We start from the raw sequence: 21,751 nt of genomic DNA on the forward strand, positions 1-21,751 counted from the left end.
AATAGCCTCCCTTTATTATTAAGATCATATTGCAAACCGCATGAGCTCCAAGCAAATCGATCAGCACGTCTAGGGTATTAACAACAGAGCCTAAGCGGAATCACACATTTGGAAAAACAAACTTTAGCCTTTGACCGAGCCAAGCAGGACGCCTTTGGCAAAATGCTTTTGCAGGAACGGATACACACACAAGATCGGAACCGTGCCGACAACGATGACGGCCATTTTGATCGATTGATCCGGCGGCTGCACGAAATTAGGGTCCATCGAGTTCAAATCGCCTGCAGCCGCTTGCGACAGCAGAACGATCTGGCGCAGCATGACCTGCAGCGGCCATTTTTCCGGATCGTTAATATACAGCAGTGCCGCAAAGAAATCGTTCCAATGCCCGACGGCGTAAAACAACGTAAACGTAGCGAGGACGGGCATTGAAAGCGGCAGCACGATCCGCCCTAAGAGGCCAAGCTCGGAGCAGCCGTCGATGCGGCCGGCCTCCTCGATCTCCTTCGGAATTTCCTGAAAAAAGTTTTTGACGATGATCAGATTAAACGCGCTGATCGCCCCTGGCAGCATGAGAGCCCAGAGCGAATCAAGCAGGTTCAGCTCCTTCACGACCAGATAAGTCGGAATCATGCCACCGCCAAACAGCATGGAGAAGATGACGAGATTCAGCACCAGATTCCGGCCGTACAACCCTCTCTTGGCTAAGGAATAGGCCATCGTGACCGTGAAAAACAGGTTGACGAGCGTGCCGATGACCGTTATGTAGACGGAGACGCCGATGCTTCTCATGATCGTATCTGTCGAAAAAATAAACTTATAAGCGTTTAATGTAAATGTTTTGGGTATGAAAAATACCGCTCTCGACGTCAGCTCCGCATCCGATGCAAAAGAGCCCGCAATCACGTAGACGAAAGGGAGCACGGCAGCCAGCCCGAACAACGATAGCACGATATAGTTGGCAGCGTCGAACGTGACACCAGCCGCGGTTCTGTATTGCTTGGCCATGGATAGATTCCCCTTTCTAACTCATTAGTAAAGCCCGGATTGGCCGAACTTTTTGGCCAGCCAGTTCGTGCCGAGCACCAGCGTTACGCCAACAACCGATTTAAACAGCCCGACAGCCGTACTGTAGCTAAAAGCGCCTTGCGTAATGCCCATCGCGTATACGTATGTGTCGAACACTTCGCCTACCGAGCGATTAAGCGGATTCAACATCAGATAAATCTGTTCGAAGCCGTTGTCCAGCACGCTGCCCATCCGCAAAATCAAAAGAATTACGATCGTGCTGCGGATCGCCGGCAGTGTTATATGCCAGATTTGCCTCCAACGGTTTGCCCCGTCAATCGTCGCCGCTTCGTACTGCTCCACATCGACGGCCGCCAGCGCCGCCAGGAATATAATCGTTCCCCAGCCGCATTCCTTCCAGATCGTCTGCAAAATAATCACGGGACGGAACCAAGACGGATCGGATAGAAATTGGATTTTGTTCCCCGTATATTGGAATAGCAGCTCGTTGACGGTGCCTCCTTCCGTGGTTAGGAACACGTAAGTCAGGCTTGCCACGATGACCATCGATATAAAATGCGGAACGTAAATCATCGTTTGAATCGTACGCTTGAAGAAAGAAAGCCTTACTTCGTTTAACAAGAGTGCCAGTATAATCGGAGCGGGAAAAAAGAAGATGAGATTATAGAACGATAGCAACAGCGTATTACGCAGCAGCATTACAAACTCTGGATTGTTAAAAAACAGACGAAAATGCTCGAAGCCTACCCATTCGCTTTTCAAAAAGCCGGTAAACGGCTGATAGTTTTGAAATGCCAGCATGACCCCCCACATCGGCACGTATTTAAAAACCAAAAAATAAAGCAAGCCTGGGAGCAGCAGCAGGTAGAGCCATTTGTCCCTGCGAAGCCTCGCCGCGAAGCTCGTGCGGTGCTCAGCATGCTTGGACGTTTGCGGGAAATCCCTTTGAGCCGTAGCTTGCTTCATCATTCTCCACCTCCATATGTCGTTCATCACCTCGCGAGCGGTGTGGCCTTATTATGCGCCAGCGCTTTCTTTTCCCGCAATGAGACATTTTTGAAGAGTAAAAAAGCCTCGGTTTTCGGCATTTTTAAAGAAAGTGCAAAGTCGGCAAACGAGTGGTAAGACGCTTATAGCCCTGTATAAACAAGCACTTCTCTGTGAAACAAAAAAATAAAACTTCCAATTATCTAGAAGTTTTATTGCAGTAGTATTGTCTTATTCAACTAAAGCTCCCGTTAGCTTTATGAGGAATGTTGGCTTCATTTGTAAAGTTAGCGCCAGCCCATTCCCCCTCAATCTTAAACAACTCATACACAGCCTTATGGTCTGTGGGCGGTTCATCTATCCAATTTAGCAGAGTGCGAATGATTGATTCTTTTTCTGAAAAGTGATGAAGAAAGACTTCAGACTGTTCGTGAAGTCGTGTTTTCCAAATCTGAGAACGCTCCATCGGCTTCTTTAAAATGGCTTAACGACCATGAGCACCAATATGGCAATCATCAACAGCTGTGCTGCCGTCTCGATGGGTACGATCTTTTTGATCAGTAGTCCGAACTCGGCGGGTATATCATTACCCTGCTCTTGACTTTCAGATATGATCTTAATGATCTTTTTCATACGAGGCTCGATCCATCCGTCGATCATGACGACCATGAGCAGCGATAAAAGGATGGATACATTCAGCCATATTTGGGATAACCCCATCTTGGTTATGATCATAAGCCAAACTCCGGTTAAAATAAGCACTGCTCCTCCAATTTTAGGCATGATGGCAAGCTTTGTCGTTATACCAAAAGTAAAGTGCAACTGGCCGACGGTTCTTGCCGATCTTCGAATGATGGGCATCACGAAAGCGGGGCCAATAATGGCGATCGAAGCCAATATATGCAAAACGAGCAGTAATCCAAACAAATCCATGCCCCTCCCTTCTTCTCAGCTTACCGATATCTTGCTTTCATAGGCTAGACCGACCCTTTTCCTCATAAACGCTCCTCCGAGCTCAAGATGGTTAAGCATACACATGACGACATCGTCATAAGCAACATTCAGCTCTTGAAATCGGCTGAACAAGTGACCGGCTATTTCCGCCTCGGAATATGCCTTAATCGTCTCCGGCATCGGAACGGGCAAGGTATCCGTTGTTACATGAAGATGAACCGGCTCTGGATGCTCGCTTGAATCCATCATGGTTCCCGGACACATCATGGACCAATCGAGCCCAGTCCGCTGCAGCCTTTCGAAATTCCGGTTGTGATTCTTATACTCAGGTGGGAACCCCGGTAAATTGTTGCCGATAAGTTCGGTATATGGAATATCCAGTAGACCGGCTCCTCCCATGACCCATACCCGCCCAGAGAAACTAGGCTCCAATTCACATTGGCTTATAATGTTATCGACGATACGAACAAACTCTTCTCCCTGGCCTGCATGGCCTGCTGCAATAATAGCGGCGTCTTGATTCACGAGCGCCTGACGGACACCTACCGGGTTCATCATATCGTCCACGATCACCTTCACATGCTTTGCGGAATGCTCACCTAATTGATCATATAGCTTCTCGGAATTCCTCACAAATGCGGTCATTTCATGCCCCATTTTTATCCCTTGTGCCAGCACTCTTTTCCCTGTATTCCCTGTCGCTCCAAAAACAATAATGTTCATTGTTCGTTCCTCCTCTTTTATGGTCCCAAATTTTGGCTAACTCAAGCTTAGCATCGCTTCAAAATGATGTTAAGAACCCACTTTAAAGTAGGGTACTTACTTAAAAGTAAGCATGCAGAAAGGGATACATATTAGCGGAGGTTGGGAGGAAGGGGGAATTTTAGACAGATTGGCGACAATTCTACTCTAATAGGAGTTTTGTTATCCATTCATATCAGGATTGTGCACTGTAGGTAAACAAAAAGCTGCCCGGAATCCCGTGGCAGCTTTTTGTTTTGAGTTGATTGAATTCGTGTACAAGTTCATTGAACCAGCTTTATGACGCTGGCTCTTCATATTTCCGCTTATTATGATTTTCTCCCCAAGAACACATAATTTCTGCTACAGGAATCAATGTTCTGCCGTATTCACTAAGAGAATATTCCACTTTTGGAGGGATCACAGGGTGAACCGTTCTATGGATTATGCCTTCTCGTTCCAAATCTCGGAGATGTTGTGAAAGCATTTTTTGTGAAGCATCAGGTATAAGCTTTTCCAGATCGTTGAACCTCTTCTTGGATTCAATCAAATGCCATAAAATCATGGGCTTCCATTTACCGCCTAAAACATGAATGAGTGTCTCAATTGGACATTCGCGCTGATGAATCATAATTGAATCATCCCCTTACTTTTAAGTAAGTGCATTACCTATAATTGACATAACAAAATTTTACGATACCTCTACAATCAAGTCAATCTCAGACGTCCGTTTCCGTCCTGTCATCAAATGATAGATGATTAAAGGCTTCCATTTCCCCCCCATTACTTCTAAGGCCGCCTCCACTCCAACTTTATACTTCTTTTGAACGTTATTTTTCCTCTTCTCAGTCATCTCTCATTCCCCCGTTAAAAGCCTGTGGTTTTTCTAGGAACATAAGATTCATTTCAGTCCGTTACTCAGGTAAGTTTCTAGGGCACCTGTATCATCCTATAGAACTTGAAAGTGCGTACTTCCTGATAATTTTAATACTGTTTATAAAAGCATCAGCCATTGATCGTGGCTATAAGATAGCTGTTGAGAAATGAGAAAGGTAGTGAAGAGACAAGTATGAGAGTATTATGCGTTGTTTCCCACCCAAGAAAAGATTCCCTGACCTTTAAGGTTGCCGATCGTTTCGTAAAAGGTCTTACCGCGTCGGGCCACGACTATGAGATCTTGGATTTACACGAGATTGGTTTTGACCCTGTTTTAAAAGGAGTAGATGAACCTGATTGGTCAGCAGAGGAACAGTCCTTTTCCCCTGAAGTAGAACTGGAAATAAGGCGAATGAAGAAGCACGATGCCTTGGCATTTATTTTTCCAATATGGTGGTGGCATTTGCCTGCCATGCTAAAAGGTTATATAGACCGTGTATGGAACAATGGGTTTGCGTACGGTTCAAACCAGCTCCATCATCAGCATGTCTTGTGGATTGGTTTGGCTGGCGTTTCGAAAGAACAGATGAAAAAGCGTAACTATGATGAAATGATGATTCATTTGCTCAATGTGGGAATTGCAGATTATTGCGGTGTATCCAATTCCAAGGTTGAATTTTTAAACGAGACCTTAGATTCCAATCCCAAGCATTATGAGATGCTGCTTAACCAAGCTCATCACTTAGGGTTGAATTATGCGAAGGAACAGTAAGCTTGAGATTAAGTCTGAACTGACTGATTGCTATTAGTATGCGTTTACTTTAAAACCTACTTCTTTCATCAGATTCGGATAAAACCAAAGACAGAAATTCGACTCGGCAACCTGCTCCCTTCGGTGATTGAGCTACCACACCCGCTGTAAACGGTGCTGAGGTGTTCATTCCAAAGTATCGAATCAATTTCCAAACTTCACCATCTGATGAGTAGTAAAAAGAAATAAGTTGATCATTCTTCGTTATTTTTAAATAAGGATTGCTTACTAATACACGCTCAGAATTACAATCATCCGACAAACCGTTCTGCGTAACAACAGACACGATAGTAGCATACTCACCGTTGAACTCTAAACAAAGCTTAGCCCAATTGTTCTCATCTGCCATCAACATCAGACACCCGGAATCATACAATTCGTTCATGTTTACCTGAAGCTGCGTTATAAGCTGAAATGTTGAATTCACCTGGATGTGCAGATAAGGTGCAGAATGAGCTACATGTTTACCTCCAGGGTCTTTGAAAAAGTCAGCTTTCGTTGGAGCATCAATGATTAGCCTGTCGTCTGCTGTAAACTCCCAATGTTCAGGTTCATTTAACCACGTTAAATTCTTTCTTGTTTCTGGCTGAAATAAATTCTTAATCATAACTCATCTCCTCTATTGAATTAACTTTCATTTCTTACGATGGGATGTTCAAGTTCAGCATGTCCCATGAAACTTTCAACCACTTCACCATCTTTCATAGTCGAGATCGCTTTATCTGAGGCGCGTTGTTTAATGAAACCTGTTTATTGTACGAAGCTGATTTTAATATGACAATATTCTACATAAATCCATATTTCCCCTTCTTAATATATCATTAATATCCCAAACTCAAGCGTCAGTTGTTCCCATCTTTAAAAATAAGTTACAATGACACATGGTAGTAAATACCTGTAACTACTCTATTTTTCTTGGAGGATTTCATGAAACTCACTACCTTTTTTCCTTATCGAAACGATGCAAGAATGATACTGATCCCTTATTTAAATCAATTGACTGAGGAACAGTGGCATGCAAGGCATCCGGATCATCCGAATTCGATCGCTTGGATCGTTGAGCACATCGCGCGCAGCGAAGACGAATGGATTAACGTGATCGTACTTAAGGGAGAGCGACGACTTCAACGAGTCTTGGATCGTCCTCAGCAAATTTTGCAGGCATACATCGACATTCGAGACCATACAGACCAGAAACTCGACTTTATGGAATACGATGAACACGAGCCAGTTGTTGAGCTCCCTCGTTTTTCAGATGGTTGGGAACCGCCTTCGCCGCCGACGCTACGATGGATCATCCATCATGTTTTCGATCATGAGTCGTACCATGTCGGTCAAATCGGCGTCATTGCACGTTTAAACGGATTCGCAGGTCCTCTCTTCTGAATGTAATGACTCGATAGCTAATCGTACGAAGTTCTTGTCCATTTCGGTAATCGGTACAATGTCTTGTCCCCGGCTCGAGAGACAAGAAATTGTACCGATAAAATAAAAAAGCCGCTAAAATAGCGACTTTCAATAAAGACCATGTAGTTGTACCTCGACATCAGGACCAGCCGGATCGCTTTATAAGGTTAGTTACAAGTTCATCGTCGAAGACGATTCCGAAACCCGGCGTGGCCGGAATAAGAATCTCTCCGTTTTCGATTCGATAGCCTGATGCATCCATTCCTTCGATTGTAATGTCGTCATATTCCACAAATTCGAAGTTCCGCACCGCGGCTGACAAATGTCCAGACGCGTAAATACCATAGGCATTTCCGTAACAATGAGGCGCAGTCCGCAAACCATGGGCATCCAGCTTCTCGCCTAATTCCATCCAATGCGTGAAACCGGGCCTGATGATATCGTACTGCAGCACATCGACAAGACCGCGTGTCGCCCACTCAATTAGATGCGGTGAGGCAAGCCCTTCCCCATCCGCGATAAGCACATTCTGCCCGTGTTGCCGGAGCCATTCCTTCAGGTCCTCGTACAAGGCATCATCCTCATGGAACGCTTCTTCCAGCCAATACAAATTTACATCCGCTAAAGCCGCCAAGACCTCTTTGGTTAAGTTCAAATTATATGCATTATTCGCATCGATCATGATCTTACCTGTGGGACCTGCTACCTCAGAGATCCCCCGAACAATTGCGATATCTCGTTTCGTCCCTTCCCAGAGTGGCATATGGCGTCCGCCACGGCCAACCTTAATCTTAAAATGACGTTGGCCCTTCGCATAACCTTGCATCGCTTCTTCCTGCATCAACGCGACTGCGGACCTCTCATCGGGCAAATGCAAATCGTCGAAGTACAGTGAGGTATCATAGCAGGGAACAACCAATGGGACTCCTCTTTCCATGTGGACACCGGACACCAAGTCATACACGGGTTTGTCTTGTCTTTTGCCTAACCAATCGAGCACTGGGTATTCCAATTGCAAACGATACGCTTCGAGCAGTCTGCCCCGGTCATCGAATAAGTCGAGCAATCGGCGGCCTATGATGTCTTGTGCCCATTCCGGCGTCATGTGAATCGAGCTACCGTACCCAGTTTGTCCATCGATTGTTATTCTGGCGATATCCACGGTGCAGCTTTTGCCATGAATGCCGATCCTGCCATTGGCCCCCGCGCTTCTGGCTCGTTCTCCCGTTAACTTGGCGAATTCGATCTTTTCCACTTTCCAATCAGATTGTATACCCGTAATATTCATAGAATCCTCCTTCACCGACTCGACGGTTTCATGTCCCGATGTGATTCGTAAGCAGAACACCATATTATAGAATTATACTGTTAGAAGATAAGAACATTCTTCTTCCATTGGAAATCTGTAAATGACCTTTCACTTCAATTGCTGTTTCCAGCCCAATATCCCACTTTTACTTTGTTTTATCCGTATCCTTCTTTATGGCTTTGTTACCCTCTTGATCCAGAGATTCTTGATAGATGTCAGCGTAAGTTTTTGAATCTTTGATTAGATCGTCGCAGAAAGCCGCTACGTCACTGCCCGTCACTTCGAGCACGCCTTTCCTTAAGGCCGCACCCTCTTCAAAAAGATCAATTATCCCCGAAAGCAAACCCGTCCCGTCCGTTAGTTCAACAGGACCGACCTTAAAGAGATATTTTTGAATCTCTTTATAAACAATCTGATAATCTTTCGGGAGCGCTTTGACACGCGCCACGTGCGCTCGCCACTCTTTTTTGCCTTCAATGATATCTTGGATTCTCATTTTCATCCTCCTATTTGCCTAATTTTTTAGCGATATTGTTGTTGAGTTGCTTGCGCCACTTGTCGCGAAAAGAATTTGCCTCATCGATGCCGGCCAGCGCTGAACAGAAACCTTTGATATCGTCACCCAAAACCTCTTCGATACTCTGTCCGTCTGCCGCCGTTTCTTCGAGCAGGCCAAGCACACCGTCAAGAATGGGCATGAGGTTGCGTCCGGTGAAATCTGAGTGCGGCCAAAGATGCGCATTAATTTTTTCCCATGCCGTTTGATAATCAGGCGGTAACTTTTTGGCTCTCAATTCAAAAGCTTTCATTTCCTTAGTCATATCGCTGCCGGTGATTTTCTCCCAAAAATTCATTATTTTTTCTCCTTTAACTCGTTAATTTTTTCCCGTTGCTATTCTGTATCACTGGTATAAAGTAATACATATTACAGCTATAAAGTAACACGCAGTAGGTGGATTGTCAATAGCGTTTGTTCTGATGTCGATTGTACATTTTCAACTATTCTGCCGTAGTCCTTGGGGACAAGAACTTGCACCCTTAAAGGAAAAAAGCCGCTAAAATAGCGACTTTCAGCGGGAGCATGTTTTGTCCTCCGGCAATAATAGTCAAACCCTGTTATCCGTTGTTCAAATTCAAATATGTTTACCGCTAAGCTTCCGTGGCTGTAAGATATTAGCCTTCCTAACGGTTTACATTGGATCTAGCAATATGGGCATTTGCCCAATCCGCATGGTCGTAGCCAGTGCCGTCTCCGCCATCAGTAACGACCAGTTTCAGTACGTTTGCACCGGAGATATCCGCATGAACTTTTTTGACGGAATCAGATCCGGTAATAAGCCCGCTGTTATATACTTTCTCGCCGTCTGCCCAAATTTGAAAGACGACCGAGCCTCTATTTCCCACTTCATCATCGATTCCGATATCTGCGGTAAACGTTGAGAAGTTGCCGCCTATATAATAAGCAATCTCAGCATTCGCATGCACACCTAAGCCTTTCGTATATTTTTCGCCGCCAATCGTTATGGTTTTTCCGTCGTCTTTTGCTTTTTCACCGTTGCTTTGATCCCGTTCTACGGGACCCCAATGATTAGCGGAATGAATCCATTCCACATCACTTACATATGAATCGGCAGCTGGGAGCGTTCTGGTATCCAGACTATGGAGTCGGCACTCCATGCTGTTTGCTTATTATTTTCCCCATATTCAAATGAAACGGTTGCATTCAATTTTGCGAATCCAGGCTCAGCAGTATCTGGGGGCGTCACACGCCAATCCGTTTGAATCGAACTTCCAGGCGAAAGATGGGTGACCATAGGATCAGTTACTGCCTCTACGCTCCAACCGTCAGGGGCCGTTAAGTCCAAATGAATGGCCTCGACTGTGTTTTGTCCATAATTTGTAAAGGTTGAGGTTAATAGGGTAGTTTCACCCGGAATAACATAGTTATTACGATAAGAAAAGGTTGTTGCCGATTGAACATCAATCGTGTAATGCACTTCGGGAATCCATTGCTTACGGTAAAAGTCTCGTCCCTGGACTACGACCTTGTCATCGTAAATTTGCACACACAATCCTTGGCTTTCGTCCCAGTTTACGGTCGGTGCGAAGGTTGTATAATAAACAGAAGCTGAATTGATAATAGTAAATTTATTCTGTGTTAGGTTAATATTTGGAAGTCGCATATCCCGATGGGTATGGCCAGTGAATAAAATAACTTGCGGATACTTCGAGAAGAGATCAGTCAGACGTTTTGCTGCTGTTTCATGTACGGCGGAAAGAGGCTGATGAAGAAAAACAAACATAGGCTTCTCGCTCTTACTGCGCTTCTCCAACGTATCTTCCAGCCAATTCAACTGCTCGTCGCTCAGATAGGCATGGTCTTTCGTGGGAGAACCGACTGGCCCCCAGCTTTCAGAGCCAAGGAATATAAAAGGATAGCCTTTCACGATTTTCTCGTAGTATACATGCTCCTCTTCGATAAAGTCTGCGAACCGACTGGTGTTCACTTCATTTCCTTCTCCATTAAAAAACTCATGATTCCCAATGGTCATATACAGATTCTTCGGTTTAGCAGATTGATCAAGAAGTTCGCGAGCCTTTGCATATTCTTCGGGAAAACCGTTATTCGTTATATCTCCGTTGATGACCATAGCATCTGCCAGCGGATCAGTGGAATGCAGGTCTTGGAGCGCTTTCAAAAGCTTGTTATGGGAGAACGATGTATCCCTAATATGCAGGTCACTGATCACTTGAAAGGTTGCTTTTGGTTTTGTTTCATATGCATTTGTGTCCCCTTGGGCTGATTGCGCGTGCACTGGAGCACCCAGGGGGATAAGCATACAAGCGGCTAAACCGAGACAAGCAATTACTTTTTTCATTATTATACCCTCCTCAAAACTTTCATATTTTTTTCATTTCGCTTTTCTCGGTACAGCTACTGCGGACAATAAGTTTTGTCGGCAAATAGCTGATCAATGGCAAAGGTATCCCCCCTTCCATGCGCTGAAGCAGTAATTTGACTGCGATTCTCCCCATTTCCTCTTTGTGTACCTGTATCGTTGTTAGCGGAGGGTTAATGAATTCTGACATCTCGACATTATCAAAAGAAACAACAGATATATCATTTGGAATCGATAGCCCATATTCACCAATTGCCTTATACGCCCCAAATGCCATTTTGTCGCTAGCTGTAAATACAGCCGAGGGCGGATTCTGTGTGTTTAAAATTTTTTTCATGGCTTCATAGCTCTTGGTCAGATCAAAGCAGCCGTCCTGAACCCACTCCTGAACAATTTCAAGATGGTTCAACTCCATCGCTTCTTTATAACCATAGTAACGTTCCTCTTGATCAATCGGCATTCCAACTTGAGAGCTTCCGCCAATATAGGCAATATTACGATGACCGAGATCTACCAAATATTGAACTGCTTGCATTGCCGCATGACGAAAATCCACCGTAACATAATCCATTTCCAGCTTAGGTATTCCGCCCACCGATATAACAAATGGAACCCGCTTATTCAGCTCATTTATAAAATCATGCTTAAGCGGTCCAATACAAATAACTCCTAAGTCACTCTCGTTCATATCCCCGAATAAATTGAAATTAAAAATATCCTGCACTTCAAATGTAAAGTCCAATATACATTCTTGATCAAGCAATTCACTTTCGATTCCGTATATAATTTCTGAAAAATATGGATCCTGGTATTTAGCTTTTACATCATATAAAACAAGTCCCACTCTCTTTGGAATCTTTTTATTTTCTGAATATTTTTCGTTTTTTTGCAGTGAATTGTTAAACTTATGGTAACCCAGGTCCTTGGCAACTTGAATAATTCGCAGGCGGGTTTGGTCGTTTACAAGTGCTGGCGAGTTTGCGTTGTTTAAAGCCCTCGAAACCGAAGAAATAGATACATTTGCATGATCAGCAATGTCTTTTAAAGTTATTTTCATATCGGCATAACACCTGTCTGTTATAGTTTTGGAAAGCGCTTACCTCTCCCTTTGTTGCAATCTTATACTGCGTTGGCAAATTATTCAATGTTTTTTTTGCGCAATTTTTCACTTTTTTGCTGCAAATAAAAATTGCGATTGCCCACTTGATCACTTGAGTAAGCCCTCTACTTCTGCCAGTTAGCCTCTGAACAAGAACTTATACCCTCAATGCAAAAAAAGCCGCTAATTTAGCGACTTTCAATGGGACAATGTACTTGTCCCTCGACCTTACTACTATCTTTTATCCTTCAATCTTTAATCACTTTCGCTGAATTACCACCAACAACCATAATGTTGTCCGGTACATCCTTAGTCAGCACGGCTCCTGATGCGATAATGACACGGATGAACCTTTCATTTTGATGAAGAACTGCAGTTCATATCATACTCGGAAGATGTCTATTTGAAGAAGGAACCGCGGCGGCCCCTTGTTTATCATTGTTAAGCTCTTAATCCTGGGATGAATCCTCATCCATGCCAACGGCAGAATCAAAAACACTATCTTGCGGAACGCTCGTGAGATCCAGCTTTTGCTTCACCTGATCGTTGATATCCCCATACCAGGCCTCAAAGGAGTCATCCAACTGCTCTTCTCGATTACGATCCTCGTTCACATCCGAATCAACTTCGATTTTATTGCCTAATTCCCCATAGTCGTCTTTGGGATGGATCATACTCTATACTTCAGCTCCTTCGCATACGGATTGAATTAAATTTCCCTGTAAAAGTAATTCTATACATATCTGCTCTTCCATCTCCGGCGCACAAACATCGTTACCATAAAAAAGCCGCTAATTTAGCGACTTTGCATGGTACTTTATTCTTGTCCAGCGACATGTTTCTACATTCTACCGCGACTTATCGAATAACCCTCTACGAATCAAGTTTGCTGTAACCGGCGTCTTTCCGATTTCTCGAGACCATATTGACAATTGACCGATATGGTGAATTTCGTGGGCGATCACGTGCCGCATCACTTCACCGAATGTAAAGCTTTCCTGCTCTCCGTTTTGGTTTGTATCATACATGATACGGTCTTCCAAGCTATCATTCCAAGCGTAGATGAAGGGTGCAATTTCCGCATGGCTTCGTGCCGAATAATCTCTTAATCCCTGCACGCTGGCACAATCCTCGAACGAAGGGATTTCCAGCTCTTTCCCTTGCAAATCCCCGCACAACCAGGCATATTCAACTGTCACGATGTGATAGAGTGTGTAGAGAATGCTTCCTATGCCCCCGGTGCGTCTTTTCAACAGTTCTTCCTCACTCACCGTATCGCACCAGTCAAACCAATCTTTGCGAACTTGCCAGTTATACTCGAACAATTTCAACATGTCACAGCCTCCTGTAATACAACTTTGTTGCTTCTAACATGATTCGCCATATAATCCTGTTATCCTCCAATCTGTGAAGATCCCTGATCCCGCACATATGGATAACAAACATATCTCCTAGGATAATTGAATCCACCGTATGGTCAGCAACTGGAAGATGCTCAATTTCCCCTAAACGAAAATCTGTGTTCACGAAATTCCCCTTCGTTGCATTGTTACGAGCCCGGCTAACCATTTCAGGTGTCATGACCACACCGATCACTGACCCTGTCTCCCCCACCTGCCGGGATGCTAAAAAGCAGTCAAACCCACCAACGCTGCCTAAGTCCAGTACCACTTCACCAGGAATTAACGACACAATAGCTTGCGGATTGCCGCACTTAACCCCAGATTTGCACCATCAGATACCGATTCTACGTCTTCATTTGAATAACCTAATTTGCTTGAAATCGTATTAACGTCAGAAGATGTAGTGCAGCAGATGGTTGCTTGTATATTGGTATGGCAACACGATTCAGCATTAGCTTCTTAAACGGCCACTTGCTTATACCGGCTTCGTACATTCTGGCGGATTTCATCATTATTATTTGCAAAACGCAAATGTTATTTGTGTGATTATTTGCCTTCACTTTTTGTTATCAGATCTGATTTTCCGCCGATCGAAGCCCTGGCTGGATACAAGAGCTCAGCATGCTGTCTCCGTCCTGAGACGGAGACGAAAACCATTCTGCCGCCCGTCACTCCTTAGCAAGGTTTTGCGATATCTTTAGACTAACGCCTGTTAATTTACCGTTTAGTATACTTAGGCATCATCCAACAAAAGTAATTACCAGTCAAGGAATACATACTTTCTCTGTGTTCAGGCACACACCAGCAAAACCATAGTAGGAACAGAAAGGGGTAAGAATGATGAAGCTGATTTATCAATTAGAGCATGTGAATAAAACGTACAAAAAAGGAAAGGTTGTTGCCAATCGTGACATAAGCTTCGATGTGCAAGAAGGTGAAATTCTCGGTTTGCTCGGTCCGAATGGAGCAGGCAAATCCACGCTAATCAAGCAGATGGTAGGACACCTTGCTCCCACCTCAGGTACAGTACGCTATAAAGGAACCAGCGTGAAAACCCAAACCAAGCGAGTTGCCCAGGAGGTAGCCTACTACTCGCAAGAGCCTCACGCCCTGACCAGTTTAAAAACCTGGGAAGCTTTGTATTTTACGGGAAGATTGCGGGGGTTGACGAAAGAGTCCGCCGTAAAGCAAACAGAGGAATTGTTGGAACGCTTTGGAATGCAGGACCTCCGTCATAAGCTGCTGAAGAACGTTTCCGGTGGACAGAAGCGTTTAATCGGGATAGGAACTTGCTTGATCGGCTTTTCCCCCGTCATGATCCTGGATGAACCGACCAATGAGCTGGACCCGAAAAAGAGAAGACTCGTATGGGATCTGATTCAAGAACGGAATCGGCAAGGAGTAACCGTAATCTTGGTGACACACAACGTGCTGGAGGCCGAACAGGTCGTGGACAGAGTAGCTGTCGTAAATCACGGCAAGCTGCTCGCCATCGATCATGTCAGCGTATTAAAACAAAGGGTCGATCAGCGGATGAAGCTGGAAATTACGACCTCCTTTGGTGAAAGCGATCATGTATGCCGAAGCTTAATCGCGCTGGGACAGTGGACCAAAACGGGAGAAAACCGAATCCGGGCATTGATCGAGAAGCAGGACGCCAGCTACGCAATTGACTTCATAACAAAGCAGCATTTACCGATTGAAGAATATTCCTTAGTCCCGCCGAATCTTGAAGATGTCTATTTTCATATCGATGACGAACAGGATAAGCCTGACAAAGCGGAGGTGATCTAAACATGGAAAATACTCAACCATCTATGCAAAGCAAAGACTTGCAACTGCAAGAAGCGGTCTTTCTTCAAGAGCACGAGCAGCAGAGCGTAATCCAACGCAGAATAACAGAATGGCTGATCCTTGCCCGCATTCAATTCACGATCATCCGCGAGGCATGGGTTTGGATTTTCATCATGGCATGCATGTTTCCATTAACGACGCTGCTGTTTCTCAAATTCTTTACAGTCGACCCAACGCCGGCTGTCATGACCCGTATAATTACGGGGAATATGCTCTTCGGTTTAATCGTCATGGGACTCAATTCCATGGCGCAGGAGATATCTTATCAGAAGCACCAAGGGCACTTCACGTACTATTCGTCCCTGCCGATTGCGAAGGTAAACTTCATCTTTGCCAATCTGCTGCGCGGCTTGATCATGAGCGCCCCCTCTTTTATCATCTTGGCGATGATTGGTCAGCTGGCTTACGGCATTCAATTCCACTACAGCTGGGGACTTGTCCCTGTGTTGCTGCTCACCGTCTTTAGCGTGGTTGGCGCAGGTGTGTTGATCGGCTTCTGGTCGCCTAGCCACCAATTGACGAACATGCTGGTCCAGGCGCTGATGATGTTCATCTCGTTTTTGACGCCAGTCATGGTGGATATGGATCAGTTGCCTGCGATCCTGCAGTGGCTCTCTTATCTCTTCCCAACCACTTATGCCGCCGAGGCTATGCGGGAGGTGCTGATTTCTGGCTGGTCCGGGTCTGTCGCCTGGAACACGCTTGTACTCTTGCTCTTTTCGCTGATTTCCATCGTATTGATCTTAAAAAAGGTAGATTGGCGTGTTGAGAAGTAGGGATAAGTACTCCTGTCCTTCGATTAGTCGATGGAAGAGTGCTCTTTGCCTCCTTCTATGTTTAATAGTCGCTGTTCATTTTTACCGAAAAAAAACGATTCCTCGAAAAGCACCTATAGTAGACCGAATCATACCTACTTCACGGTTAAGTCAGGATAAGTCAATCACATTAGACAATCACCTAATCGGCTAACGATGGAAGTTCTTTTCCTAAACTCGGGATAAGAACTTCCATCGTATAAACAAAAAAAGCCGCGAGTTCTGCGACAACGGATGTATGTATGTTCTTTACTCTTAATCAAAGATATTGGACACTCCTTTAATTCTCTTGTTTCCTCTTCTTCTATTTGATTGAGCTATCGTTCGCTGTTAGTTGAGCGAATATTGAGTTCATTAAAAAGTCTCATCAATGTCGAACCCTTGATTTCTATAAACTTGTGCCTTTCTTCTGAATCTCATATATTCATCCAAGTTCATCGATAAGAAATACGTATCGATTATAATCCAGTTCTTGTTCAATCCGTTCTCTCCCTCACTTTCTTCTTCATAATGATTAATAATTTCATCGATCACCTTTTCCCCATCACACGCTTCCTGATAACAGCTTTCTAGCGTGATATAATACCCCGTTTCAATATTCTCCCACATGTTTAATCCTCCCATTGATCAAGCGGCTCGCGGTTTTTACCTGTAAGTCGGTGTTACGCATAAAACAATTATCAATTGTATTATACATTTTATTAATCTGATGCCATCCCTATAATGATGTCTATAAGCAATTATAAACGGGATGGTCCGCTTGAGTATCTCGCGCATGAAAATGGCCATATTGCGAATTGGAGGATTTTTATATGTGGGAAGAAACGGAGTTAAAAAAAAGCTGTTGATTTTTTCGTTCGAGGTGAATATTACTTTAGTCGCCAACCTGCATCCCAAGGATATGATTACGATTCTATAAAACATCTTGCTTTTGGTACACATGTTGATGGCAGAACGGACGAGTTTATCGTACATAATTCTAATTTTTCACACGTTATGGATACCGTAAATAAACTAGATGTAAAAAAAGACTATTGGCTTACCGTGTTTTCAGATCAAAATGAAAAGATGATGGCAAGGATAAAAACAACGATTATGGCAATGGATAGAACCGCAATTCGGATGCCGATCCGGACCAGCCAAAACTTTTGCGCAATCCGTTCATTGATCGACTCCATATAATAAGCTCCACCTGCAAGGAGAAAGAACAGCACATTAAAAATGTAATCTCCAGCCGATTTCGGCTCGGGGGTGTAAGCCTGGAATCCGATGGTATTTCTCATGCTTTCATCCCTAGCGAAAACCGCCATGATGGCAGCCATGATGATGTGTAATACCAAAAAACAAATGATAAACGTCCCGACCATCGATATGCCCCCTATTAATGAAAAGAATCGATTTACAGTAGAAATTTCCTTTTTAAATATAGAGGAAGAGCAGCTGCCAGGGCAAGCTGCTCTCATCGAAGTCGATACACAGCCGAATTCCCAACGGACAACGAAATTCTCCTGGTACGTCAATAACGGCAGCCGATCCGGCTACCGTCATAGACTTTTCTACTTCCAGAATAATGACGCCGTCATTTTCTGTAATCTTATAAGCGGCTCTTCGATGGCCGTAGCGCCCACGAAAAGATGTTTAGTGCAGCGTATGAAAGCGGGAGGATCAGATTAAACCCGTAGTCACCATAATCGTTAGCAAATGCATGGGATAGTGCCGCACCCGTCATTAAAAAGAAGATACCAGCGTGAACCCATTCTTTAAGTCGAGGTAAACCTGGCACGACGAGAGCGATGGCTCCAAGCACTTTCCAAATCCCGAGAATGGTCAGGACGTATAATGGGTAGCCCAGATTCGTCACCAACTCGAGGTTTCCTCCAAATTGCATCAGTTGTCCGATACCACTTAACATAATAGCTGCTGCGAGCAGCGATGTGACTGTCCAATAAGTTACCATTTTTCCGACAGGACGGGCATTTACTTTCATAGTTGTTTCCACACTGGTCATTTTATTCATGGGTTCCCACCTCATCAGTATAATTTTTCTTAATTACAAAGAACGAGCCCCGAATGGTTCCGGCTAATTTTGACTTCTGCCTAGCAAACTTAAACTTCCCTTCTAATTCTTCTGGTACCTCCATCCCCTCCGAAAGCTTAAAACCAACGGCTCGCTTCTTAGGGTCATCAACCGTATACATGACATTGAGTCCAAGACCATTCTCATAAAATACATAGGCAAATTGGATGTTTTCCACTTGAAAACGCGACGTTTCTAAAGGTTTTGCCGCAAACTCAAGATGTCGTTCTTCTTTCAATATTCGATTCACATACTCAAGGGTCTCCTGGCTCTCGCTGGCGGGTACAACCGTAAATTCATGCTTATACTTGTTCATAAAGTAACGGGCTTCATTCGCTCGTAAACCAGCAAGCGCTTCTGCTACGGGTGAAGATTCTAAACCAACGGTAGATACATTTTTAAAATCAATGATATTGGACATTGTTTTCCCTCCTGAATGTTTTGTGAGCTTTAATTCTATGAAGCTACTTCGAGCCAAGCTCGCACCGAAAGCATCCACGAACCTCTTTATTTCCTGACAACGGGAATCCACATTTCACCAACTACTAGGCTTTCCCTTCCCCCTTTACTACGAGGTATTCCCCTTTAGGAAACTGAATAACTCGGGTTGCTTCGGGCACCGGTTTCTCTGTCGTCTTCTTTAAATTTTCTTTTTACTTGATGGGTTTATCATAGTCTTAAATCATGTCAAAAAGTGATACTGTTTAGGGAGCGATGAAAAAATCATAAATAGGCCGCCGATTTATTGCTGTCGGCAGCCTGCCCCAGATGATTATGGATCTATAGTTTCTAAAACAAAAAAATCCGCTAAATTCGCGGATTTTAATGCCTGATAGATTATTTATTGAAAGTGACCTTCTCCGAACCGCCCTCTAGGATGATCGACGTGTCCCGCGGCTTCGTTTCGGCGATTTTGCGGCCGCCTCTGAACGAATAAAGCACTGCGGCTTGTTTGCGAATGGCCTCATATTCGTTCTCTGCTTCAAGAACGATGAAGTTGGCAGGTTTGCCTTCTTCAATACCGTACACATCCTCGATATGCAGCGTTCTTGCACTGTTTTTCGTAATGAGATCAATCGAGTTCACGATCTGATCGTAACCGAGCAACTGCGAAGCATGAATGCCCATGTGCAGCACTTGAAGCATGTTACCTGTGCCTAGCGGATACCATGGATCAAAGATGTCATCGTGACCGAAGCACACATTAAGACCGGCTTCCTGTAGCTCTTTGACGCGAGTCAGCCCTCTTCTTTTCGGATACGTGTCGAAGCGTCCCTGCAGGTGGATGTTGACCAGAGGGTTGGAGACGAAATTGAGGTCCGCCATCTTCAGCAATCTGAACAATTTGTACGTATATGCATCATTGTATGAACCCATCGCTGTCGTGTGGCTTGCCGTCGTGCGGGAGCCCAGCCCGCGTTCGTATGCTTCTTTGGCGACGACTTCCACGAAACGGGATTGTTCGTCGTCGATTTCATCGCAATGGATGTCGATGAGACGGTCGTATTTTTCGGCGAGGTCAAACGCAATCTTCATCGATTCGACGCCATATTCCCGCGTGAATTCGAAGTGCGGAATGCCGCCAACCACGTCGACACCCATTTTCAGCGACTCCTCCAGCAATTCCGCACCGTTCGGGTAGGAGTGAATGCCTTCCTGTGGAAATGCTACAAGCTGGATGTCAATGTACGGTGCCATTTCTTCCTTCACTTCCAGCATCGCTTTAACTGCGGTCAAGCTTGGATCGGTAACGTCCACATGCGTGCGTACATACTGGATGCCCTGCGCCATCTGCCACTTCAGTGCTGTTTTAGAGCGCGTTTTGACGTCTTCATGCGTCAGGAACGCCTTGCGTTCGGACCAACGCTGGATGCCTTCGAACAACGTTCCGCTCAAATTCCACTCCGGCTCGCCCGCCGTTAATGTTGTGTCCAGGTGAATGTGAGGTTCAATGAACGGTGGCAGCACCAGCGAGCCGCCCACATCAATGACTTCCTCATTCGCAGTTGTTTCCAGAGACTGCGTGATTAGACCAAACTTCCCGTCTTTCACGACGATATTCCACAAACCTTCTTTACCCCGCAATTTTGCGTTCTGTATAATCATTTGATTTCCCCATTTCATTGGATTCTTTGGCAGGAACGATCAGCATTAACACGATGTAGGCCACCGCCGTACCGATCAGTGCGTTCAATGGCGTTATTCCCGGAGCCAACTGGGCAAAAGCAACGCCGATAGCCCAAGCCACCATCGCTATCCAGTTTACCTTCTTGAAAGTCATGTCGGCAAACGGTTTATAGTTTCTGCGCTTTACAAAGAAGTAGTCCGCGATGATGATGGCTCCGATGGACGGGATCGCCGCACCCAGCACATTCAGGAAACCAACGAAATTGTTGTACATCCACATGGCCAATACGGTACCCACGATGCCGTTTACGATGACGAATAATTTCTTTGAAATTTTAGTAATGTTGGCAAAGCCCAGTCCTGAAGCATAAAGCGCATTATCATTGGTCGTCCAAATGTTCAGCCCGAGTACGATGATTGCGGGAATGATCAGCCCTTGCAGGAACATGACCTCCGAGATATCTGCCAGGTTATACGCCATTGCGCCGACTGCGCCGAACAGGAACATGAGCGAGTTTCCAAGGAAGAACGCAATGACCGTCGCGGTCACCGCCTGCCGGGACGACTGGGAGAACCGTGCAAAATCCGGCGTCAAGGTCCCGCCGCTAATAAATGAGCCGATACAAATAGTTAGTGCCGCTGCCGCAGTGAGGCTCTGTTCCGGCGTGTAATCGAGTAAGCCTTGAAGGCCGCCAAGCGAGCCTGCGCCTTCGAACATGGAATAACCGCCAAGAATGGTAATGGCCGGAACCGCAATATAACTCAGAATGACGAGCGACTTCATGCCGTAGATGGCTGATGCCGTCATGGCAAGACCAAACAAGAAGATTAACAGGTACACGTTCCAACCCATCGCTTTGGCGACCGGTATCGCGAACATGGCTACACCGACGCCGAACCATCCAACCTGCGTGAAGCCGAGAAGGAATGATGGCAGGTACGACCCTTTCTCACCGAAAGCATATTTTGCCAGCAAATGCGTAGAAAGGCCTGTTTTGGCAGCGATATGCGCCAGCGCTCCTGTATAGATGCCGAGTGCCAAATTGCCCGCGAGCACGATTCCAATGAACTCCATGAACGTCAAGCCGACTCCGAGCGTCCCCCCTGCCAGCATGCTTGCCGAAAAGAATGTGAACCCTAACATGACGGATAACGTCTTCCAAAAATGGTTTCTCTGCGTGTTCGGCACCGCTTGCCACGAAAACTCTTGATCTTGTTTGCTCATCAGAATACCTCCAGGTTAAAGTGTTCTGATACCAAAGAAGCAGAAAAAAGAGGCCACTCGTCAAGTCTTCACTGACAAGTAGCCTCTTTCTCATATCATAACCCGCGCGAAGACGCAGAGCATCCCTGTCGGAATAC

The 21,751-nt window shown here is 45.1% G+C and carries 25 protein-coding genes and 4 pseudogenes; 4 read left to right on the top strand and 25 right to left on the bottom strand.

From position 1 onward, the window contains the following. Window positions 1-123 precede the first annotated feature (123 nt). The 6 genes and pseudogenes from AC0VZ8_RS17270 to AC0VZ8_RS17295 all read right to left on the bottom strand — a co-directional run. Entirely contained in the window at window positions 124-1,008 is an 885-nt protein-coding gene (locus tag AC0VZ8_RS17270; protein ID WP_475483807.1) for a carbohydrate ABC transporter permease, read from the bottom strand. Window positions 1,009-1,032: 24 nt separating this feature from the next. After that, complete coding sequence (locus tag AC0VZ8_RS17275) at window positions 1,033-1,995, bottom strand: ABC transporter permease (RefSeq protein ID WP_475487705.1); 963 nt, start codon at window positions 1,993-1,995, stop codon at window positions 1,033-1,035. A 495-nt stretch (window positions 1,996-2,490) separates the two neighbouring features. Continuing rightward, window positions 2,491-2,949, bottom strand: a complete 459-nt coding sequence (locus tag AC0VZ8_RS17280) for a DUF2269 family protein (RefSeq protein ID WP_475483808.1) — start codon at window positions 2,947-2,949, stop codon at window positions 2,491-2,493. 15 nt (window positions 2,950-2,964) lie between these two features. Continuing rightward, window positions 2,965-3,693 (bottom strand): NAD(P)-dependent oxidoreductase, encoded by a 729-nt coding sequence (locus tag AC0VZ8_RS17285; protein ID WP_475483809.1) that lies wholly within the window; start codon window positions 3,691-3,693, stop codon window positions 2,965-2,967. Between the two features lie 316 nt (window positions 3,694-4,009). Further along, on the bottom strand, window positions 4,010-4,342 hold the full coding sequence (locus AC0VZ8_RS17290) for a winged helix-turn-helix transcriptional regulator (RefSeq protein WP_475483810.1): 333 nt from the start codon (window positions 4,340-4,342) through the stop codon (window positions 4,010-4,012). A gap of 84 nt (window positions 4,343-4,426) precedes the next feature. Further along, window positions 4,427-4,564, bottom strand: a pseudogene (locus AC0VZ8_RS17295) (winged helix-turn-helix transcriptional regulator); the annotation flags it as partial. Window positions 4,565-4,780: 216 nt separating this feature from the next. On the opposite strand from AC0VZ8_RS17295, the gene AC0VZ8_RS17300 reads away from it, so the two are divergent. Next, a complete protein-coding gene (locus AC0VZ8_RS17300) occupies window positions 4,781-5,359 on the top strand; it encodes an NAD(P)H oxidoreductase (RefSeq protein WP_475483811.1) in 579 nt (192 codons plus the stop codon). Window positions 5,360-5,408: 49 nt separating this feature from the next. Here AC0VZ8_RS17300 and AC0VZ8_RS17305 read toward each other — a convergent pair whose 3' ends face one another. Continuing rightward, entirely contained in the window at window positions 5,409-6,005 is a 597-nt protein-coding gene (locus AC0VZ8_RS17305) for a DUF1349 domain-containing protein (protein WP_475483812.1), read from the bottom strand. A 320-nt stretch (window positions 6,006-6,325) separates the two neighbouring features. Between AC0VZ8_RS17305 and AC0VZ8_RS17310 the strand changes: the two genes are divergently transcribed. Next, on the top strand, window positions 6,326-6,784 hold the full coding sequence (locus tag AC0VZ8_RS17310; protein WP_260067781.1) for a DinB family protein: 459 nt from the start codon (window positions 6,326-6,328) through the stop codon (window positions 6,782-6,784). A 160-nt stretch (window positions 6,785-6,944) separates the two neighbouring features. Here AC0VZ8_RS17310 and AC0VZ8_RS17315 read toward each other — a convergent pair whose 3' ends face one another. The 10 genes and pseudogenes from AC0VZ8_RS17315 to AC0VZ8_RS17360 form a co-directional block, all read right to left on the bottom strand. After that, window positions 6,945-8,093, bottom strand: a complete 1,149-nt coding sequence (locus tag AC0VZ8_RS17315) for an enolase C-terminal domain-like protein (protein WP_475483813.1) — start codon at window positions 8,091-8,093, stop codon at window positions 6,945-6,947. 166 nt (window positions 8,094-8,259) lie between these two features. Beyond that, window positions 8,260-8,610 (bottom strand): DUF1048 domain-containing protein, encoded by a 351-nt coding sequence (locus tag AC0VZ8_RS17320; RefSeq protein WP_071218998.1) that lies wholly within the window; start codon window positions 8,608-8,610, stop codon window positions 8,260-8,262. 10 nt (window positions 8,611-8,620) lie between these two features. Continuing rightward, window positions 8,621-8,968 (bottom strand): DUF1048 domain-containing protein, encoded by a 348-nt coding sequence (locus tag AC0VZ8_RS17325; protein ID WP_260067783.1) that lies wholly within the window; start codon window positions 8,966-8,968, stop codon window positions 8,621-8,623. Between the two features lie 328 nt (window positions 8,969-9,296). Beyond that, complete coding sequence (locus AC0VZ8_RS17330) at window positions 9,297-9,791, bottom strand: NPCBM/NEW2 domain-containing protein (protein WP_475483814.1); 495 nt, start codon at window positions 9,789-9,791, stop codon at window positions 9,297-9,299. Continuing rightward, a complete protein-coding gene (locus tag AC0VZ8_RS17335; protein ID WP_475483815.1) occupies window positions 9,731-10,993 on the bottom strand; it encodes a metallophosphoesterase in 1,263 nt (420 codons plus the stop codon). Before AC0VZ8_RS17335 ends, AC0VZ8_RS17330 begins: the two co-directional genes overlap by 61 nt. Window positions 10,994-11,015: 22 nt before the next feature. Then, window positions 11,016-12,071: a LacI family DNA-binding transcriptional regulator gene (locus AC0VZ8_RS17340; protein WP_475483816.1), complete on the bottom strand. Its 1,056-nt coding sequence runs from the start codon at window positions 12,069-12,071 to the stop codon at window positions 11,016-11,018. Between the two features lie 290 nt (window positions 12,072-12,361). After that, window positions 12,362-12,454: pseudogene (locus AC0VZ8_RS17345) on the bottom strand (acetyltransferase); the annotation flags it as partial. A 108-nt stretch (window positions 12,455-12,562) separates the two neighbouring features. Further along, window positions 12,563-12,787, bottom strand: a complete 225-nt coding sequence (locus tag AC0VZ8_RS17350; protein ID WP_260067786.1) for a hypothetical protein — start codon at window positions 12,785-12,787, stop codon at window positions 12,563-12,565. A 174-nt stretch (window positions 12,788-12,961) separates the two neighbouring features. Beyond that, on the bottom strand, window positions 12,962-13,447 hold the full coding sequence (locus tag AC0VZ8_RS17355; protein ID WP_071218993.1) for a DinB family protein: 486 nt from the start codon (window positions 13,445-13,447) through the stop codon (window positions 12,962-12,964). Between the two features lie 121 nt (window positions 13,448-13,568). Continuing rightward, window positions 13,569-14,047: pseudogene (locus tag AC0VZ8_RS17360) on the bottom strand (methyltransferase domain-containing protein); the annotation flags it as partial. A gap of 306 nt (window positions 14,048-14,353) precedes the next feature. Between AC0VZ8_RS17360 and AC0VZ8_RS17365 the strand changes: the two are divergent. Then, a complete protein-coding gene (locus tag AC0VZ8_RS17365; RefSeq protein WP_201259357.1) occupies window positions 14,354-15,310 on the top strand; it encodes an ABC transporter ATP-binding protein in 957 nt (318 codons plus the stop codon). Window positions 15,311-15,312: 2 nt separating this feature from the next. After that, the gene (locus AC0VZ8_RS17370) at window positions 15,313-16,146 is read left to right on the top strand and encodes an ABC transporter permease (RefSeq protein WP_071218990.1); all 834 of its coding nucleotides are present in this window, start codon (window positions 15,313-15,315) and stop codon (window positions 16,144-16,146) included. A gap of 393 nt (window positions 16,147-16,539) precedes the next feature. On the opposite strand, the gene AC0VZ8_RS17375 is transcribed toward AC0VZ8_RS17370, so the two are convergent. The 8 genes and pseudogenes from AC0VZ8_RS17375 to codB all read right to left on the bottom strand — a co-directional run bounded on the left by AC0VZ8_RS17375 (window position 16,540) and on the right by codB (window position 21,614). After that, on the bottom strand, window positions 16,540-16,794 hold the full coding sequence (locus tag AC0VZ8_RS17375) for a hypothetical protein (protein WP_260067787.1): 255 nt from the start codon (window positions 16,792-16,794) through the stop codon (window positions 16,540-16,542). A 446-nt stretch (window positions 16,795-17,240) separates the two neighbouring features. Next, window positions 17,241-17,552, bottom strand: coding sequence for a hypothetical protein (locus AC0VZ8_RS17380; RefSeq protein ID WP_475483817.1), 312 nt, complete (start codon window positions 17,550-17,552; stop codon window positions 17,241-17,243). A 52-nt stretch (window positions 17,553-17,604) separates the two neighbouring features. Continuing rightward, on the bottom strand, window positions 17,605-17,733 hold the full coding sequence (locus AC0VZ8_RS17385; protein ID WP_475483818.1) for a hypothetical protein: 129 nt from the start codon (window positions 17,731-17,733) through the stop codon (window positions 17,605-17,607). Between the two features lie 46 nt (window positions 17,734-17,779). Continuing rightward, window positions 17,780-18,202, bottom strand: a complete 423-nt coding sequence (locus tag AC0VZ8_RS17390) for a DoxX family protein (RefSeq protein ID WP_260067788.1) — start codon at window positions 18,200-18,202, stop codon at window positions 17,780-17,782. Next, window positions 18,195-18,683 carry a phage tail protein gene (locus AC0VZ8_RS17395; protein ID WP_260067789.1) on the bottom strand — a complete coding sequence of 163 codons (489 nt, stop codon included), beginning with the start codon at window positions 18,681-18,683 and terminating at the stop codon, window positions 18,195-18,197. The genes AC0VZ8_RS17390 and AC0VZ8_RS17395 overlap by 8 nt, the downstream gene beginning before the upstream one ends. 130 nt (window positions 18,684-18,813) lie before the next feature. Then, a pseudogene (locus AC0VZ8_RS17400) lies at window positions 18,814-18,894 on the bottom strand (transcriptional regulator); the annotation flags it as partial. Window positions 18,895-19,099: 205 nt separating this feature from the next. Then, window positions 19,100-20,368, bottom strand: coding sequence for a cytosine deaminase (locus tag AC0VZ8_RS17405; protein ID WP_475483819.1), 1,269 nt, complete (start codon window positions 20,366-20,368; stop codon window positions 19,100-19,102). Next, a complete protein-coding gene (codB, locus tag AC0VZ8_RS17410) occupies window positions 20,337-21,614 on the bottom strand; it encodes a cytosine permease (protein ID WP_475483820.1) in 1,278 nt (425 codons plus the stop codon). The genes AC0VZ8_RS17405 and codB overlap by 32 nt, the downstream gene beginning before the upstream one ends. Window positions 21,615-21,751: the final 137 nt, after the last annotated feature.

It is taken from the genome of Paenibacillus sp. QJM3NY_38 (assembly GCF_056173265.1).

Bases quoted from the DNA above. Each gene is read 5' to 3' on its own strand.
- AC0VZ8_RS17405 (WP_475483819.1), bottom strand. From the start codon at position 20,368: ATGATTATACAGAACGCAAAATTGCGGGGTAAAGAAGGTTTGTGGAAT.
- AC0VZ8_RS17380 (WP_475483817.1), bottom strand. From the start codon at position 17,552: ATGGTCGGGACGTTTATCATTTGTTTTTTGGTATTACACATCATCATG.
- AC0VZ8_RS17315 (WP_475483813.1), bottom strand. From the start codon at position 8,093: ATGAATATTACGGGTATACAATCTGATTGGAAAGTGGAAAAGATCGAA.
- AC0VZ8_RS17395 (WP_260067789.1), bottom strand. From the start codon at position 18,683: ATGTCCAATATCATTGATTTTAAAAATGTATCTACCGTTGGTTTAGAA.
- AC0VZ8_RS17310 (WP_260067781.1), top strand. From the start codon at position 6,326: ATGAAACTCACTACCTTTTTTCCTTATCGAAACGATGCAAGAATGATA.
- AC0VZ8_RS17370 (WP_071218990.1), top strand. From the start codon at position 15,313: ATGGAAAATACTCAACCATCTATGCAAAGCAAAGACTTGCAACTGCAA.
- AC0VZ8_RS17280 (WP_475483808.1), bottom strand. From the start codon at position 2,949: ATGGATTTGTTTGGATTACTGCTCGTTTTGCATATATTGGCTTCGATC.
- AC0VZ8_RS17300 (WP_475483811.1), top strand. From the start codon at position 4,781: ATGAGAGTATTATGCGTTGTTTCCCACCCAAGAAAAGATTCCCTGACC.
- AC0VZ8_RS17270 (WP_475483807.1), bottom strand. From the start codon at position 1,008: ATGGCCAAGCAATACAGAACCGCGGCTGGTGTCACGTTCGACGCTGCC.
- AC0VZ8_RS17350 (WP_260067786.1), bottom strand. From the start codon at position 12,787: ATGATCCATCCCAAAGACGACTATGGGGAATTAGGCAATAAAATCGAA.
- AC0VZ8_RS17290 (WP_475483810.1), bottom strand. From the start codon at position 4,342: ATGATTCATCAGCGCGAATGTCCAATTGAGACACTCATTCATGTTTTA.
- AC0VZ8_RS17325 (WP_260067783.1), bottom strand. From the start codon at position 8,968: ATGAATTTTTGGGAGAAAATCACCGGCAGCGATATGACTAAGGAAATG.
- AC0VZ8_RS17390 (WP_260067788.1), bottom strand. From the start codon at position 18,202: ATGAATAAAATGACCAGTGTGGAAACAACTATGAAAGTAAATGCCCGT.
- AC0VZ8_RS17340 (WP_475483816.1), bottom strand. From the start codon at position 12,071: ATGAAAATAACTTTAAAAGACATTGCTGATCATGCAAATGTATCTATT.
- AC0VZ8_RS17285 (WP_475483809.1), bottom strand. From the start codon at position 3,693: ATGAACATTATTGTTTTTGGAGCGACAGGGAATACAGGGAAAAGAGTG.
- AC0VZ8_RS17355 (WP_071218993.1), bottom strand. From the start codon at position 13,447: ATGTTGAAATTGTTCGAGTATAACTGGCAAGTTCGCAAAGATTGGTTT.
- codB (WP_475483820.1), bottom strand. From the start codon at position 21,614: ATGAGCAAACAAGATCAAGAGTTTTCGTGGCAAGCGGTGCCGAACACG.
- AC0VZ8_RS17330 (WP_475483814.1), bottom strand. From the start codon at position 9,791: ATGGAGTGCCGACTCCATAGTCTGGATACCAGAACGCTCCCAGCTGCC.
- AC0VZ8_RS17305 (WP_475483812.1), bottom strand. From the start codon at position 6,005: ATGATTAAGAATTTATTTCAGCCAGAAACAAGAAAGAATTTAACGTGG.
- AC0VZ8_RS17375 (WP_260067787.1), bottom strand. From the start codon at position 16,794: ATGTGGGAGAATATTGAAACGGGGTATTATATCACGCTAGAAAGCTGT.
- AC0VZ8_RS17275 (WP_475487705.1), bottom strand. From the start codon at position 1,995: ATGAAGCAAGCTACGGCTCAAAGGGATTTCCCGCAAACGTCCAAGCAT.
- AC0VZ8_RS17385 (WP_475483818.1), bottom strand. From the start codon at position 17,733: ATGACGGTAGCCGGATCGGCTGCCGTTATTGACGTACCAGGAGAATTT.
- AC0VZ8_RS17335 (WP_475483815.1), bottom strand. From the start codon at position 10,993: ATGAAAAAAGTAATTGCTTGTCTCGGTTTAGCCGCTTGTATGCTTATC.
- AC0VZ8_RS17365 (WP_201259357.1), top strand. From the start codon at position 14,354: ATGATGAAGCTGATTTATCAATTAGAGCATGTGAATAAAACGTACAAA.
- AC0VZ8_RS17320 (WP_071218998.1), bottom strand. From the start codon at position 8,610: ATGAGAATCCAAGATATCATTGAAGGCAAAAAAGAGTGGCGAGCGCAC.